General features: G+C 67.0%; 12 protein-coding genes. 11 read left to right on the plus strand and 1 reads right to left on the minus strand.

Annotated elements, in window-relative coordinates; genetic code table 11:
- Positions 1-35: 35 nt before the first annotated feature.
- The gene (locus TX88_RS16300; RefSeq protein ID WP_044518171.1) at positions 36-1,124 is read right to left on the minus strand and encodes an AraC family transcriptional regulator; all 1,089 of its coding nucleotides are present in this window, start codon (positions 1,122-1,124) and stop codon (positions 36-38) included.
- A gap of 188 nt (positions 1,125-1,312) precedes the next feature.
- Here TX88_RS16300 and TX88_RS16305 point away from each other — a divergent pair, with 188 nt between their 5' ends.
- The 11 genes from TX88_RS16305 (at position 1,313) to carB (ending at position 15,816) form a co-directional block, all read left to right on the plus strand.
- Positions 1,313-2,440 carry an NDMA-dependent alcohol dehydrogenase gene (locus tag TX88_RS16305; protein ID WP_044518172.1) on the plus strand — a complete coding sequence of 376 codons (1,128 nt, stop codon included), beginning with the start codon at positions 1,313-1,315 and terminating at the stop codon, positions 2,438-2,440.
- 18 nt (positions 2,441-2,458) lie between these two features.
- Positions 2,459-3,871 carry an aldehyde dehydrogenase family protein gene (locus TX88_RS16310; RefSeq protein ID WP_044518174.1) on the plus strand — a complete coding sequence of 471 codons (1,413 nt, stop codon included), beginning with the start codon at positions 2,459-2,461 and terminating at the stop codon, positions 3,869-3,871.
- Between the two features lie 24 nt (positions 3,872-3,895).
- The gene (locus TX88_RS16315) at positions 3,896-4,855 is read left to right on the plus strand and encodes an alpha/beta hydrolase (RefSeq protein ID WP_044518176.1); all 960 of its coding nucleotides are present in this window, start codon (positions 3,896-3,898) and stop codon (positions 4,853-4,855) included.
- A 3-nt stretch (positions 4,856-4,858) separates the two neighbouring features.
- Positions 4,859-6,490: a flavin-containing monooxygenase gene (locus TX88_RS16320; protein ID WP_044519473.1), complete on the plus strand. Its 1,632-nt coding sequence runs from the start codon at positions 4,859-4,861 to the stop codon at positions 6,488-6,490.
- A 53-nt stretch (positions 6,491-6,543) separates the two neighbouring features.
- Positions 6,544-7,878 carry an MFS transporter gene (locus tag TX88_RS16325; RefSeq protein ID WP_044518178.1) on the plus strand — a complete coding sequence of 445 codons (1,335 nt, stop codon included), beginning with the start codon at positions 6,544-6,546 and terminating at the stop codon, positions 7,876-7,878.
- 101 nt (positions 7,879-7,979) lie between these two features.
- Entirely contained in the window at positions 7,980-8,537 is a 558-nt protein-coding gene (gene pyrR, locus TX88_RS16330) for a bifunctional pyr operon transcriptional regulator/uracil phosphoribosyltransferase PyrR (protein ID WP_044518179.1), read from the plus strand.
- Complete coding sequence (locus TX88_RS16335) at positions 8,534-9,490, plus strand: aspartate carbamoyltransferase catalytic subunit (protein ID WP_044518181.1); 957 nt, start codon at positions 8,534-8,536, stop codon at positions 9,488-9,490. The genes pyrR and TX88_RS16335 overlap by 4 nt, the downstream gene beginning before the upstream one ends.
- Positions 9,487-10,809 (plus strand): dihydroorotase, encoded by a 1,323-nt coding sequence (locus tag TX88_RS16340; RefSeq protein WP_244438435.1) that lies wholly within the window; start codon positions 9,487-9,489, stop codon positions 10,807-10,809. Before TX88_RS16335 ends, TX88_RS16340 begins: the two co-directional genes overlap by 4 nt.
- Positions 10,806-11,306, plus strand: a complete 501-nt coding sequence (locus TX88_RS16345) for a PH-like domain-containing protein (protein ID WP_044518183.1) — start codon at positions 10,806-10,808, stop codon at positions 11,304-11,306. The genes TX88_RS16340 and TX88_RS16345 overlap by 4 nt, the downstream gene beginning before the upstream one ends.
- The gene (gene carA / locus TX88_RS16350) at positions 11,303-12,463 is read left to right on the plus strand and encodes a glutamine-hydrolyzing carbamoyl-phosphate synthase small subunit (protein ID WP_044518185.1); all 1,161 of its coding nucleotides are present in this window, start codon (positions 11,303-11,305) and stop codon (positions 12,461-12,463) included. The genes TX88_RS16345 and carA overlap by 4 nt, the downstream gene beginning before the upstream one ends.
- Positions 12,463-15,816: a carbamoyl-phosphate synthase large subunit gene (carB, locus tag TX88_RS16355; protein WP_044518187.1), complete on the plus strand. Its 3,354-nt coding sequence runs from the start codon at positions 12,463-12,465 to the stop codon at positions 15,814-15,816. Before carA ends, carB begins: the two co-directional genes overlap by 1 nt.
- The last annotated feature ends 1 nt before the right edge of the window (position 15,817 follow it).

The raw sequence follows: 15,817 nt of genomic DNA on the forward strand, positions 1-15,817 counted from the left end.
AGCGGCGCCGGCGTCATACGCGCTACCTCCGGACGTCACCCACGACGCCAGCGCCGGCGGGCCCTGACCACACTCGACCAGTCCTGATAGCCGAGCCGGTGGGCGATCTCGTAGTGCGCAATCGTGCGGTCGCGCAGGAGATTGTCGGCGACGCTGCGGCGCACCTCATCCAGTACGGCCCGGTACGTGGTGCCCTCGCGTTCGAGGTGCCTGCGCAATGTTCGAGAGGCGTAGTGCAGGTGCAGTGCCACGTCTTCCAGCGAGAGGTCGAGAGCAGACTGATCCAGTAGATGTGCGCGCACCTGCGCAGTGACGCCGGTGTGGTGCAGTCGCTCGGCACGGATGCGGTCGCACTGAGCCACCATGAGCTGGGTGGTGTGCGTGTTCGCCATCGGTGGTACCAGATCGAGATATCCGGCGTCGTAGACGATCTCGTTCCGATCGCACCCGAAGGACACCGGAACCAGGAAGTAGTCCCGGTAGACGTCGACGGAGCCCTCGACCGATTGTGGCGGAAAGGCGAACCTGACCTCGCGCAGCGGGACCGCGTCGAAGTCGGGAAAGGTGTCGCGCTGAAGCTGCATCACCGCGGTCAGATCACGTTCGACGACGAACCGCCGGATGCCTTCGGGCATGTCGTCGGCCTCGAACGCCAGGACGTAGTGGCCGTCATCGATGCGGGCCGTCATCGTCGAGAAGGCGAACGTGAGCATCGCGTAGTAGAGACCTCGGTGGACGGTGTCGCGCACGCTGGCCGAGGCGGCCAGGAGATAGCCCAGGTAGCTGTACGCAGTGAGGTGGTACCGGCTGCCCAGCTCCACTCCCAAACCAGGACGATTCCCCGTCACGGCGGCCAGGTTGCGCATCACCGCGAGTTCCTGACTGGCCTCGACGACGGTGTCGACGTCGGACAACGCGGCGGCGTCGAGGTGCGTTCCCGCCAGCACGGACTCGGCGGGAACGCCGCGCTGTGCCGCCCAATCACACATGATCGCGACCGAAACCGCCGTGCGCGGATGGTCCCAGGGGTCGGTCATGGCCGCTATGACCCGGTTGGTCGACTGCAGGACCGGGGAACTGGGCAGTGGCCCCTGATCTGCATATTCGGCGAGACCCGACGTCATGTTGGCCAGTTTTGCCGACCTGCCGTGCGCCGTCAACGAGAGTGTGAACCTCCGAAGTGGCCGGAAATGTTGCGTTGTGGCCGGGACTGTCCTGTCGGACGGCGGCCTACCGCTCTACGGTTCGGGGGAGTGATTCACATCTCAGTTCGCCCGGAACTGTGTCCGGTGGCACGTGAAGGTAGGCGCTTGTGAAGGTAAAGGCCGCTGTCGTCGAGGAAATCGGCGCACCCTGGACGATCTGTGAGGTCGAGCTCGGCGACCCGGTGGCCGGTGAGGTTCAGGTGCGGTTGGCAGCGTCGGGCCTGTGCCATTCGGACGCACATGTCGTCGCCGGCAGCAGCCCGGTGCCGTTCATGCCCGTACTCGGCGGGCACGAGGGCGCCGGCGTGATCACCAAGGTCGGCCCGGGCGTCACCGGACTGGAAGAAGGCGATCACGTCGTCCTTGCCTTCATTCCGGCGTGCGGCACGTGTCCGTCGTGCGCCACCGGTCTGCAGAACCTCTGCGACGAAGGCGCCGGGCTGCTGACCGGTCAGGCCGTCGCCGACAAGACGTACCGGGTGACACGCGACGGCCAACCGGTCATCCAGATGTGCCTGCTCGGCACCTTCGCGCCGTACGTAACAGTGAGCCAGGCTTCGGTCGTGAAGATCGAGAAGGACGTGCCGCTGGAGGTGGCCGCTCTGCTGGGCTGCGGGGTCTCCACCGGCTGGGGCTCGGCGACCGAGATCGGCGACACCCACCCGGGCGACACGGTCGTGGTGATGGGCGTCGGCGGCGTCGGCATCAACGCCGTGCAGGGTGCCAAGTTCGCAGGTGCCCGGTTCGTCGTCGCGATCGACCCGGTCGACTTCAAGCGGAAGAAGGCGCTCGAGTTCGGCGCCACCCACACTTTCGCCACCGTGGCGGATGCCGCGGCCGAACTGCCCGACCTGACGTGGGGAAAGATGGCTGAGGTCTCGATCATCACGGTCGGTGAGATCAAGGGCGAACACATCCAGCAGGCGCTGAGCCTGACCGGCAAGGGCGGACAGGTAATCGTCACCGGCATGGGCGATTTCACCCAGTCGACCGTCGATCTCAACCTGTTCGAGCTGACCCTGCTGCAGAAGCGGGTCCAGGGCGCGGTGTTCGGCGGTGTCGGACCCCGCACCCAGATCCCGCGGCTGCTCGATCTCTACCGCTCCGGCAATCTCAAACTCGACGAACTCGTCACTACCCGCTACCGCCTGGAAGACATCAATCAGGGCTACCGGGACATGTTCGACGGCAAGAATCTTCGCGGCCTCGTCGTCTATTCCGACGCCGACCACTGAACCGAACAGGGGGCAGCAATGCAGATCCAGGACAGCAACTACATCAACGGCAAGTGGGCGGTGTCGAGCGGCGGCACCCGCATACCCGTCGTCAACCCGGCGAACGACGAGGTGATCGCCGAGGTGGTGGCGGGTACCGTCGCCGATGTCGACGCCGCCGTCGCAGCCGCCCGTGCTGCTTTCCCGGCCTGGTCGGCAACACCGGTCGGGGAGCGGGCGGACCACCTCACCGCGATCGCCGGCAAGTTGGCCGAGCGGTCCGAGGAACTGGCCCGCATCATTTCTTCCGAAATGGGTTGTCCCATCACGATTTCCCGGGCGATCCAGCTGGGGCTGCCCCTCAACAGTTTCGCCGAGGCCGCCAACATCGTGCGTGGGTACGAGTTCGAGAGTGAGTGCCGCGGATCGACGATCGTGCGGGAACCGTTCGGCGTGCTGGGCGCCATCACCCCCTGGAACTACCCCCTGCACCAGATCGCCCTGAAGGTCGCCTACGGACTGGCCGCGGGAAACACCGTCGTCGTCAAACCCAGCGAGGTGACGCCGCTGTGCGCGCTCGGGCTCGCCGAGATCATCGACGAGATCGGCCTTCCTCCAGGAGTTTTCAATCTGGTGTTCGGAACCGGAGCGGACGTCGGCGAGGCGATCGCCGGGCATGACGACGTCGACATCGTCAGCTTCACCGGGTCCACGCGGGCCGGCCGGCGCGTACAGGAAGTCGCCGCCCGCACCGTCAAGCGCGTCTCGCTCGAGCTCGGAGGCAAGAGCCCCAACATCATTCTCGACGACGCCGACCTGGGGTCGGTCGTGCCCGCATCGGTCAAGACCATGATGCTCAACTCCGGGCAGACCTGCTCGGCGCTGACCCGCATGATCGTCCCGCGCGACCGCCTCGCCGAGGTGGAGGCGCTCGCCAAGGCGACTGCCGACGCGTTACCGGTGGGTGATCCCACCGACGAAGGAACCGCACTGGGCCCCCTGTCATCCCGGGCCCAACAGGAACGGGTGCTCGGCTACATCCGCACCGCGGTGACCGAAGGGGCGCGCCTGGTCACCGGCGGCGAAACCGAAACCGGCACTCCCGGTGCCTTCGTGCGGCCGACGGTCTTCTCCGATGTCACCGAGGACATGACGATCCACCGCGAAGAGGTCTTCGGCCCGGTTCTCGCGATCGAGGCCTACGACTCGGAGGACGAAGCGGTACGGATCGCCAACGCCACGGAGTACGGCCTGGCCGGCGCGGTCTGGTCTTCCTCACCCGAGCGCGCCGAGAACATCGCGCGCCGGATCCGGGCCGGCCAGGTGCAGATCAACGCGGGCGCCTTCAACGCCAACGCCCCTTTCGGCGGCTACAAGCAATCGGGCAACGGGCGCGAGGCCGGTGTGTACGGGCTCGAGGAGTTCCTCGAGATCAAGTCGATCCAGCGGTGACCTGAGGACGAAAGGAGGTACATCATGCCGTTGGAGCCGGTGAGCCGGGCACTGCTGGCGCAACTCGCCGAGACGCGGGATCCACCGATGCACGAAGGTACGCCGGCGATGGCGCGGATGGCCGGACCGATCTTCGCCGGCATGAGCGGGCGCGGACCCGAGGTTGCCGCCGTGCACAACGTCAAGCTCGAGGGGGAGGACGGGGGAACGTTCCGGGTTCGGGTCCTGGTCCCCGAAGGCGAATCCCGTTCGATGATCGTGTACTTCCACGGTGGCGGTTGGGTGATCGGGGACATCGATCTGCAGTACGACCACCTCGGCCGGGATCTGGCGAACCTCACTGGCTCGACTGTGGTCCTGGTCAACTACCGCAAGGCGCCCGAGCACCGGTTCCCGACCGCGCTCGAAGACAGCTGGATCGGGCTGCGCTGGGCCGCAGCGCATTCAACGGATTTTGTCCCCGAAGGCGTTCCGCTGATCGTGGCCGGGGACAGTGCCGGCGGCAACATCGCGGCGGTGATGGCGCGGTGGGCCCGCGACCGGCAGGGTCCGCGGATCGGCTACCAGGCCCTGATCTACCCGGTCACCGACTGCGATTTCGACCGACCTTCCTACGTGGCGCCGGAAAACCAGCTGATGCTCGGCCGGGACACCATGCTCTGGTTCTGGGCGCACTACCTCCCGGATCAGGCCGCGCGCACGAACCCGGACGCCTCGCCGCTGCGGGCACCCAGCCTTGCCGGTCTTCCACCAGCCCTCGTCTATGTCGCGGAATGCGACCCCCTGCACGACGAGGGCGTCGCCTACGCCGCCGCGCTCGCCGAAGCCAGGGTGACGGTGACGTTGGAGGAGGCGGCGGGCCAGATGCACGGGTACTTCCAGATGGCGAAGATCCTGCCCGGATATCACACCGGGATGTCGTTGGTGGCCAACCATATCGGCACGTTCATCGACGCGTACCGGTCCGGCCGAAAGGCGGTGTGAGTGGTGGCCGATCACGACGTGATCATCATCGGCGCCGGATTCGCCGGCCTCTACCAGCTCTACAAGCTGCGCGAGCTCGGATTCGACGCGCGCATCCTCGAGGCCGGTCCCGAGGTGGGCGGTACCTGGTACTGGAACCGCTATCCGGGCGCCCGCTGCGATATCGAATCAATCGAATATTCCTATTCATTCGATCCAGACCTACAGCAGTCGTGGAACTGGACCGAGCGTTACGCCGCCCAACCGGAACTGCTCGCCTACGCCAAGCACGTCGCCGACCGCTACCACCTGCGCCCCGACATCACCTTCGACACCCGGGTTGTCGCACTCGATTTCGATGGCGACCGAACCGAGTGGACCGTTACCACCGATTCCCCTACGCGCACCACTACCGAATCTGGTGGCTGCGTCACCGCGACCTTCGTCATCGCGGCGACGGGATGCCTGTCCAAACCTCTGGAGCCTTCGTTCGACGGACAGGACGACTTCACCGGTGACATCCTCTGGACCTGGAACTGGCCCGCGGACGGAGCGGATCTGGCAGGCAAGCGGGTTGCGGTCGTGGGCACGGGGTCCTCTGGCGTGCAGACGATCACCGCGATTGCACCGGCGGTCGGAGCGCTGACGGTGTTTCAGCGCACACCTCCATATGCTGTCCCCGCGCGGAACCGCCCGATCGCCGACGAACTCGCCGAGGTCAAGCAGCACTACCCGCAGTTCCGGGAGATCAGCCGGCTGTCCCGGGGCGGCGCGCAGTGCGGTGAAGGTCTGGCACTGCCGCCCTTCTTCGGCGACCTCGACGGCGACGCCACGCGTGCCGAACTCACCCGGCGCTGGGACGACGGCGGACTGTGTTTCCAGCAGTCGTTCTACGATCTGCTGCTCGATGCGGAGGCCAACGAGACGGCCGCCGAGTACGTCCGCGACCGGATCCGGCAGAAGGTCACCGACCCGCAACTCGCGGAAAAGCTGACGCCGCGCGAATACCCGATCGCGGCGAAGCGGCTGTGCGTCGACACCGGCTACTACGAGGTCTACAACCAGGACAACGTGGAGTTGGTCGACCTCAACGAGGAACCGCTCCGCAGCATCACCGCACGCGGAATCCTCGCCGGCGAGACCGAGCGCGAGTTCGACGTGATCATTCTGGCCACCGGATTCGACGCCATGACCGGGGCGTTGAACGCGATCGACATCCGCGCCGTCGACCGGGACGGAGTCGCTTGCACGCTTCGGGAAAAGTGGGCCGAGGGACCACGGACGTATCTGGGATTGATGTCGGCGGGGTTCCCGAACCTGTTCACCGTCACCGGGCCGCAGAGTCCCTCGGTGCTTTCCAACATGCTGACCTCGATCGAGTATCACGTCGAGTGGATCAGTGCGGCCCTGGTGCACCTGCGCGAACACGGGCGAAACCGCATGGAGGCCGATCGTGAAGCCGAGGACAACTGGGTGAACATCACCAATGACACGGCCGATCTCACGTTGTTGCCGCGCGCGGCATCGTGGTACATGGGCGCCAACGTGCCGGGTAAACGGCGGGTCTTCCTGCCCTTCGTCGCCGGGGTGGGTGTCTACAAGCAGATCGGTGACGGCGTGGCGGTGGCCGACTATCACGGGTTCGAGATGTCCTGAGCCGAGTCTGGGTGATACTTCTCAGGCGACGATCGCGGCGTGAGAAGAGGCAGATGACCCAGCAGGACCAGATCGACGGAGTGTCCACCCCCGCGCCCAACCCCATGAGGCGGGTGGCGTTTGCGAGCTTCATCGGCACGGCCATCGAGTTCTACGACTTCTATATCTACGGCACCGCCGCGGCACTGATCTTTCCCCACGTGTTCTTCCCGAACATGGGGCCCACGATGGCCACCATCTCCTCACTCGGCACGTTCGCGGTCGCGTTCCTGTCCCGTCCGATCGGTGCCGCGGTGTTCGGCCATTTCGGAGATCGGCTGGGCCGCAAGAAGACTCTGATCGCGACGCTGCTGATCATGGGGTTGTCGACCGTGTGCGTGGGGTTGGTGCCCAGTGCGGCGACCATCGGCGTCGCCGCACCGATCATCCTGCTGGTCCTGCGGCTGCTGCAGGGCTTCGCCGTCGGTGGGGAATGGGCGGGGTCGGCGCTGCTGAGCGCCGAGTACGCGCCCGTCGGAAAGCGCGGGATGTACGGGATGTTCACCCAGCTCGGTGCGGGTGCCGGACTTGCGGTGAGCAACCTCGTGGTCTTCATCGTCAGCCTGACCGTCGGCGAGAAGAGCGCCGTGTTCCTGGACTGGGGCTGGCGGCTGCCGTTCCTGTTCAGCGCGGTGCTGCTGATCGTGGCGCTGTATGTGCGGTTGAGCATCGACGAGACGCCCGTCTTCGCCCGGGAGCAGGTGACCGGTGGCGTGCCGAAGGCGCCGCTGAGCGAACTGTTCCGGACCCAGACCCGGCAGGTGGCGCTCGCGGCGGGCTGCATGGTCGGCATCTTCACCATGAGTTTCCTGGGTGGCACCTACCTGATGAGCTACGCCAGCACCCGCATCGGACACCCGCGCAGCCTGATCCTCGGTGTCGGGGTGCTGGCCGGCGTCGCGCTGATGACCTTCTCGGCGATTTCGGCGGTGCTGTGCGACCGGTACGGCCGCCGGCGCGTCATCCTCGCCGGCTTCGGGCTGGCCCTGCCATGGGCGTTCGTGGTGATGCCGCTGATCGACTCCGGTTCACCGGTGGCCTTCGCGGTGGCGATCGCAGGCATCTTCTGCATCTTCGGCCTGTCCTACGGGCCGATCGGGTCCTTCCTGCCTGAGATCTTCGCCACCCGCTACCGCTACACCGGCGCCGGTCTCTCGTTCAACCTGGCCGGCATCGTGGGCGGGGCCATTCCACCGTTGGTCGCCGGAGTTCTGGTGGCCACACTGGGTAGCTGGGCTGTTGGGGCGATGATGGCGGCTTTCGTCGTTGTCAGCATCGTCTCGACCGTGCTGCTGCCCGAGACAAAGGGAACAGAACTGGACGCCGTATTGAGCGACTCCGCGAGGTGACCGTGGCGGGCCGGACGTTTGCGGCCTGCTAAGCTACCCCGCAGTTCGACGTCCTTTAACGATCCGTCCCGAGAGGCGGAGAAGGAGGTCAGGGTCACCTTATGGGCTCTTCAAGTGCCGACCGGGAATTGTTGTCTGCGGCGGACGTCGGCCGCACCATTTCCCGGATCGCCCATCAGATCATCGAAAAAACCGCTCTTGACGATCCCGCCGAACGCGAGCGGGTCGTTCTCCTGGGCATCCCCACGCGCGGCGTGACGCTGGCCACGCGCCTGGCCGCCAAGATCAACGAGTTCGCCGGCATCGACGTCGCCCACGGAGCTCTGGATATCACGCTCTACCGCGATGACCTCAACTTCAAGCCACCCCGGCCGCTGGCGGCGACGTCGATCCCGCCCGGCGGCATCGACGACGCCGTGGTGATCCTCGTCGACGACGTCCTGTACTCGGGCCGTTCGGTGCGCTCGGCGCTGGATGCCTTGCGCGACATCGGTCGTCCTCGGGTGGTGCAGCTGGCGGTGCTGGTCGACCGCGGTCACCGGGAGCTGCCGATCCGGGCCGATTACGTCGGCAAGAACGTGCCGACCTCCCGCACCGAGAGTGTCCATGTGCTGCTGTCCGAGGATGACGACCGCGATGGGGTGGTGATTTCGAAATGACGACACGTCATCTCCTATCGGCGCAGGACCTCACCAGGGATGACGCGACGGCGATCCTCGATGATGCCGACCGGTTCCGTGAGGCGCTGCTGGGCCGCGAGGTCAAGAAGCTGCCGACATTGCGCGGCCGGACCGTCATCACGATGTTCTACGAGAACTCCACCCGGACCCGGGTGTCGTTCGAGGTCGCGGGCAAGTGGATGAGCGCCGACGTGATCAACGTCAGCTCGTCGGGATCCTCGGTGGCCAAAGGGGAGTCGCTACGCGACACGGCGCTGACCCTGCGCGCCGCCGGGGCCGACGCACTCATCATCCGCCACCCCGCCTCGGGTGCCGCCCAGCAGCTCGCCGAGTGGACCGCCGAGGACGGCGGCGGCGGGCCCAGCGTCATCAATGCCGGTGACGGGACGCATGAACATCCCACCCAGGCGCTGCTCGACGCCTTGACCATCCGCCAGCGGCTCGGCTCCATCGAGGGCAGGCGTGTGGTGATCGTCGGCGACGTGCTGCACAGCCGGGTGGCCCGGTCGAACGTGTCGCTGCTGGCGACCCTGGGTGCCGAGGTGGTGCTGGTGGCGCCGCCGACGCTGCTGCCGGTCGGGGTGTCCGAGTGGCCGGTCACGGTGTCGCACGACCTCGACGCCGAACTGCCTGCCGCCGATGCGGTGTTGATGCTGCGGGTCCAGGCCGAGCGGATGAACGGTGCGTTCTTCCCGTCCGCGCGTGAGTACTCGGTGCGCTACGGACTGTCGGAGAAGCGCCAGGCCATGCTGCCCGGCAACGCCGTGGTGCTGCACCCGGGACCGATGCTGCGCGGCATGGAGATCGCGTTCCCGGTTGCCGATTCGTCGCAATCGGCTGTTCTGCAACAGGTTTCAAATGGTGTCCACGTGCGGATGGCGGTGCTGTTCCATCTGCTGGTGGGCGCGGATCGGGAGGCGATCAGCGTATGACGAAACACATCGCAGGCTCGAATCCGCCGGTCCTGATCCGCGGTGTCCGTCTCTACGGTGAGGGTGACGCGCTCGACGTGTTGGTCGCCGACGGGCAGATCGCCGAGATCGGTTCGGCCCTCAAGGCTCCCGAGGATGCCGAGGTGATCGAAGCCGCCGGCCAGATATTGCTGCCGGGCTTCGTCGATCTGCACACCCATCTGCGCGAGCCGGGCCGCGAATACGCCGAGGACATCGAAACAGGTTCAGCCGCAGCGGCTCTGGGTGGCTACACCGCGGTGTTCGCGATGGCCAACACCGATCCGGTCGCCGATTCCGCGGTGGTCACCGACCACGTGTGGAACCGCGGCCAGCAGGTGGGCCTGGTCGACGTGCACCCGGTCGGCGCGGTCACCGTCGGCCTCAAAGGCAAGCAACTCACCGAGATGGGCCTGATGGCCGACGGTGTCGGCCAGGTGCGGATGTTCTCCGATGACGGTCTGTGCGTAGACGATCCGCTGGTGATGCGGCGGGCACTCGAATACGCCACCGGCCTCGGGGTGCTCATCGCCCAGCACGCCGAGGAGCCGCGGCTGACCGTCGGCGCCGTCGCCCATGAGGGGCCGAACGCGGCCAAGCTCGGGCTGGCCGGTTGGCCGCGGTCGGCAGAGGAGTCGATCGTCGCCCGGGATGCGATCCTGGCCCGTGACGCCGGCGCCCGGGTGCACATCTGCCACGCATCCACGGCGGGCACCGTGGAGTTGCTGAAATGGGCCAAGGCGCAAGGAATCTCCATCACCGCTGAGGTCACCCCGCACCATCTGCTGCTCGATGACGGCCGGCTGGCCAGCTATGACGGACGCAACCGGGTCAACCCGCCGCTGCGCGAATCCAGTGACGCCGTGGCATTACGCCAGGCCCTGGCCGACGGCGTCATCGACTGTGTGGCCACCGACCATGCCCCGCACGCCGAGCACGAGAAGTGCTGCGAGTTCTCGGTCGCCCGCCCGGGCATGCTCGGCCTGCAGACCGCGCTGTCGGTGGTGGCCGAAACCATGGTTCGTCCCGGCCTGCTGACCTGGCGCGGCGTCGCCAAAGGTGATGAGCGAGGCGCCCGCCGCCATCGTCGGTCTGCCCGATCAGGGCCGGCCGCTGGAGGTGGGGAGCCCGCCAACCTCACGGTGATCGATCCCGACGCGACCTGGACGGTGGAAGGCGACGGGCTGGCCAGCCGTTCCGACAACACGCCTTTCGAATCGATGACGCTGCCCGCGACCGTGACCGCCACCCTGCTGCGGGGCAAGATCACCGCCCTGGACGGGAAGTCGGGACCACGGTGAACACACCTACCCTGATCGCCTCGCTGGTGCTGGCCGCCCTGCTGGCCGTGCTGATCGCGTTCCTGATCCGTCAGATGATGCGCGGCTGGCTGCATCGCGCACAGCGTCAGGCCGAGCTGATCGGCACCCTGCCGCAGCTGCCCGACACCGTCGGTGCGGCGACGATCGCGGCCACCAAAGGGATGTACGTCGGCAGCACGCTGGTACCGCACTGGAACGACAAGGTCGCCGCGGGGGATCTCGGCTTCCGCACCAAGGCGGTGCTGACCCGTTACCCCGAGGGAATCATGATGCAGCGCAGCGGTGCCGGGCCCATCTGGATCCCCGCCGAATCGGTCACCGCGATCAGGACCGAACGCGGAATCGCAGGCAAGGCACTGACTTACGACGGAATCCTGGCCATCAGGTGGCGGCTGCCCTCGGGCACCGAGATCGATACCGGGTTCCGCGCCGACAATCGCGCAGAGTACGACCGCTGGCTGGAGGAAGAGGCATGACGACAAACAAGAGCAATAGCACGGCGGCGAGCCGCCTATCCGGCAAGGCGGTTCTGGTACTTGAGGACGGGCGCGTCTTCACCGGTACGACGTTCGGGGCGGTCGGGCAGACCCTCGGCGAGGCGGTGTTCTCCACCGGCATGTCGGGCTACCAGGAGACGCTCACCGATCCCAGCTACCACGGCCAGATCGTGGTCGCCACCGCGCCGCAGATCGGCAACACGGGCTGGAACACCGAGGACGGCGAAAGCCGCGACGACAAGATCTGGGTGGCCGGTTACGCCGTGCGCGACCCCTCGCCTCGCGCGTCGAACTGGCGTGCCAGCGGAACCCTCGACGACGAGTTGGTCCGGCAGGGCATCGTGGGCATCGCAGGCATCGACACCCGGGCGGTGGTCCGCCACCTCCGTACACGTGGATCGATGAAGGCCGGGGTGTTCTCCGGCACCGCGTTGGCGGGGACGGACGAGCTGGTGGCCCGCGTTCTCGACCAGCCCTCGATGCTCGGCGCGGATCTGGCCGGTCAGGTCAGCACCGACAGCACGTACATCGTGGAACCCGAAGGTGGCCACCGGTTCACCGTCGCGGCGATCGACCTGGGAATCAAGACCAACACCCCGCGCAACTTCGCCCGGCGCGGGATCCGCAGCCACGTGCTGCCGTCGTCGGCGACGTTCGACCAGATCGCCGACCTCAAACCCGACGGGGTGTTCCTGTCCAACGGTCCCGGTGATCCGGCCACCGCCGACCACATCGTCGCGGTGACCCGCGAGGTGCTCGGTGCCGGGATCCCGCTGTTCGGCATCTGCTTCGGCAACCAGATCCTGGGCCGTGCGCTGGGCAGGTCCACCTACAAGATGGTGTTCGGCCACCGCGGCATCAACATCCCGGTGATCGACCACATCACCGGCCGGGTGGCGATCACCGCCCAGAACCACGGGTTCGCCCTTGAGGGTGAGGCGGGGGAGCAGTTCGACACGCCGTTCGGTACCGCCGAGGTCAGCCACACCTGCGCCAACGACGGTGTGGTGGAAGGTATCCGGCTGGCCAACGGCCGGGCGTTCTCCGTCCAGTACCACCCCGAGGCTGCGGCAGGCCCACATGACGCCGAGTACCTGTTCGACCAGTTCGTCGACCTCATGGCAGGAGAGAAGTAATGCCACGTCGCTCTGACCTCAACCACGTGCTGGTGATCGGGTCCGGCCCGATCGTCATCGGCCAGGCCTGCGAGTTCGATTATTCGGGCACCCAGGCCTGCCGGGTGCTGCGTTCCGAGGGGATCCAGGTCAGCCTGGTCAACTCGAACCCGGCGACGATCATGACCGATCCCGAATACGCCGACCACACCTATGTCGAGCCGATCACCTGGGAGTTCGTCGAGAAGGTCATCGCCCAGCAGGCCGAGCGCGGCAACAAGATCGACGCCGTGCTGGCCACCCTCGGCGGGCAGACCGCGCTGAACACCGCGGTGGCCCTGCACGACAACGGTGTGCTCGAAAAGTACGGCGTCGAGATGATCGGCGCCGATTTCGAGGCCATCCAGCGCGGCGAGGACCGCCAGAAGTTCAAGGACATCGTCGCCAAAATCGGCGGCGAATCCGCCCGCAGCCGCGTGTGTTTCACCATGGACGAGGTCCGCGAGACGGTGGCCGAACTGGGCCTGCCGGTCGTGGTGCGTCCGTCCTTCACCATGGGTGGGCTCGGGTCGGGCATGGCGCACTCGGCAGAGGACGTCGAGCGGATGGCCGGTGACGGTCTGTCCGCCTCACCGACGGCGAACGTGCTGATCGAGGAATCCATCTACGGCTGGAAGGAATTCGAGCTCGAGCTGATGCGTGACCACCGCGACAACGTCGTGGTGGTGTGCTCGATCGAGAACTTCGACCCCATGGGCGTGCACACCGGGGACTCGGTGACCGTCGCGCCCGCGATGACGCTGACCGACCGCGAGTACCAGAAGATGCGCGACGTGGGCATCGACATCCTGCGTGAGGTCGGCGTCGACACCGGCGGCTGCAACATCCAGTTCGCGATCAACCCGCGCGATGGCCGCCTGATCGTGATCGAGATGAACCCGCGCGTCTCGCGGTCCTCGGCACTGGCCTCGAAGGCCACCGGGTTCCCGATCGCCAAGATCGCGGCCAAGCTGGCCATCGGCTACACGCTCGACGAGATCGTCAACGACATCACCAAAGAGACCCCGGCCTGCTTCGAGCCCACGCTGGACTACGTCGTCGTCAAGGCGCCGCGGTTCGCGTTCGAGAAGTTCCCCGGCGCCGACGCCACCCTGACCACCACCATGAAGTCGGTCGGTGAGGCGATGTCGCTGGGCCGCAACTTCATCGAGGCCCTCGGCAAGGTGATGCGGTCGCTGGAGACCAGCCGTGCCGGGTTCTGGACGGGCCCGGACCCCGACCTGACGGTCGAGCAGTTGCTGGCCGGCCTGCGCACCCCGGTGGACGGCAGGCTCTACGACATCGAGCACGCGCTGCGCCTGGGCGCCAGTGTCGAGCAGGTGGCCGAGGCCTCCGGCGTCGACCCCTGGTTCGTCGAGCAGATCGCCGGTCTGGTCGCGCTGCGTGTCGAGCTGCTGGAAGCGCCGGTGCTCGACGCGGAACTGCTGCGACGGGCCAAGCACAGCGGGCTCTCGGACCGCCAGATCGCCGCGCTGCGGCCCGAACTGGCCGGCGAGTCGGGCGTGCGCGCGCTGCGTCGCCGGCTCGGCATCCACCCGGTGTACAAGACCGTCGACACCTGCGCGGCCGAGTTCGACGCCAAGACGCCGTACCACTACAGCAGCTACGAGCTCGATCCCGCCGCGGAGACCGAGGTCGCCCCGCAGACCGAGAAGCCCAAGGTGCTGATCCTGGGTTCCGGACCGAACCGGATCGGCCAGGGCATCGAATTCGACTACAGCTGTGTGCATGCCGCGACCACGCTCAGTGGGGTCGGGTTCGAGACCGTGATGGTCAACTGCAACCCCGAGACGGTGTCCACCGACTACGACACCGCCGACCGCCTGTACTTCGAGCCCCTCACTTTCGAGGACGTGCTGGAGGTCTATTACGCCGAGGACATCTCGGGCAAGGGTGAGGACGGAACCGGAGCCGGTGTCGTCGGTGTGATCGTCCAGCTCGGCGGTCAGACACCTCTGGGCCTGGCCAAGCGCCTCGAAGAGGCCGGGGTGCCGATCGTGGGCACCGGGCCCGACGCCATCGACCTGGCCGAGGACCGTGGGCTTTTCGGCGAGGTTCTGGTCAACGCGGGCCTGCCTGCCCCGCGGTTCGGGACCGCCACCAGCTTCGAGCAGGCCCGGCGGATCGCCTCCGACATCGGCTATCCCGTACTGGTCCGTCCCTCCTACGTCCTGGGCGGGCGTGGCATGGAGATCGTCTACGACGAGGCGACCCTGGAGGGCTACATCGCCCGCGCCACGCAGCTGTCCCCTGAACACCCGGTGCTGGTCGACCGGTTCCTGGAGGACGCGATCGAGATCGACGTCGACGCACTGTGCGACGGCAACGAGATCTACATCGGCGGCATCATGGAGCACATCGAGGAGGCCGGTATCCACTCCGGTGACTCGGCGTGTGCGCTGCCCCCGGTCACCTTGGGCCGCAGCGACATCGAAGCCGTGCGCCGCGCGACCGAGGCCATCGCGCATGGCATCGGCGTGGTCGGACTGCTCAACGTGCAGTACGCGCTCAAGGATGACGTGCTCTACGTGCTGGAGGCCAACCCGCGCGCCAGCCGTACGGTGCCGTTCGTGTCCAAGGCCACCGCGGTGCCGCTGGCCAAGGCCTGTGCCCGGGTGATGCTGGGTGCCACCATCGCCGAGTTGCGTGCGGAAGGCCTGCTGAACAAGAACGGCGACGGGGCCAACATCGCCCGCAACGCCCCGGTGGCGGTCAAGGAAGCCGTGCTGCCGTTCCACCGGTTCCGCCGTGCCGATGGTGCCCAGGTCGATTCACTGCTCGGACCGGAGATGAAGTCGACCGGCGAGGTGATGGGCATCGACCACGACTTCGGCACCGCCTTCGCCAAGAGCCAGACCGCGGCATACGGGTCGCTGCCGGCCGAGGGCACCGTCTTCGTCTCGGTGGCCAACCGCGACAAGCGTTCGCTGGTTTTCCCGGTGAAGCGCCTGGCCGATCTCGGATTCCGGGTGCTGGCCACCGAGGGCACCGCGGAGATGCTGCGCCGCAACGGTATTCCCTGCGATGAGGTGCGCAAGCACTCCGAAGAGGCTCAGGGAACCAATCCGCTGCCGTCCGCGGTGGACGTCATCAAGGCCGGCGAGGTCGACATGGTGATCAACACGCCGTACGGAAATTCCGGGCCGCGCGTCGACGGGTACGAGATCCGTTCGGCCGCAGTGTCGATGAACATTCCGTGCGTGACGACGGTCCAGGGAGCCTCGGCCGCGGTGCAGGGCATCGAGGCGGGGATCCGTGGGGACATCGGCGTGATGTCACTGCAGGAACTGCACAGCGAGCTGGAATCGCGCTGAC

Origin of the sequence: Mycolicibacterium septicum DSM 44393, from assembly GCF_000455325.1 — a bacterium.
Lineage (GTDB): Bacteria > Actinomycetota > Actinomycetes > Mycobacteriales > Mycobacteriaceae > Mycobacterium > Mycobacterium septicum.

What these genes read in the sequence shown, in the direction of transcription:
- TX88_RS16300 (WP_044518171.1), bottom strand. Translation starts at nt 1,124, where the DNA reads ATGACGTCGGGTCTCGCCGAATATGCAGATCAGGGGCCACTGCCCAGT.
- TX88_RS16310 (WP_044518174.1), top strand. Translation starts at nt 2,459, where the DNA reads ATGCAGATCCAGGACAGCAACTACATCAACGGCAAGTGGGCGGTGTCG.
- TX88_RS16315 (WP_044518176.1), top strand. Translation starts at nt 3,896, where the DNA reads ATGCCGTTGGAGCCGGTGAGCCGGGCACTGCTGGCGCAACTCGCCGAG.
- TX88_RS16325 (WP_044518178.1), top strand. Translation starts at nt 6,544, where the DNA reads ATGACCCAGCAGGACCAGATCGACGGAGTGTCCACCCCCGCGCCCAAC.
- pyrR (WP_044518179.1), top strand. Translation starts at nt 7,980, where the DNA reads ATGGGCTCTTCAAGTGCCGACCGGGAATTGTTGTCTGCGGCGGACGTC.
- TX88_RS16335 (WP_044518181.1), top strand. Translation starts at nt 8,534, where the DNA reads ATGACGACACGTCATCTCCTATCGGCGCAGGACCTCACCAGGGATGAC.
- TX88_RS16340 (WP_244438435.1), top strand. Translation starts at nt 9,487, where the DNA reads ATGACGAAACACATCGCAGGCTCGAATCCGCCGGTCCTGATCCGCGGT.
- carA (WP_044518185.1), top strand. Translation starts at nt 11,303, where the DNA reads ATGACGACAAACAAGAGCAATAGCACGGCGGCGAGCCGCCTATCCGGC.
- carB (WP_044518187.1), top strand. Translation starts at nt 12,463, where the DNA reads ATGCCACGTCGCTCTGACCTCAACCACGTGCTGGTGATCGGGTCCGGC.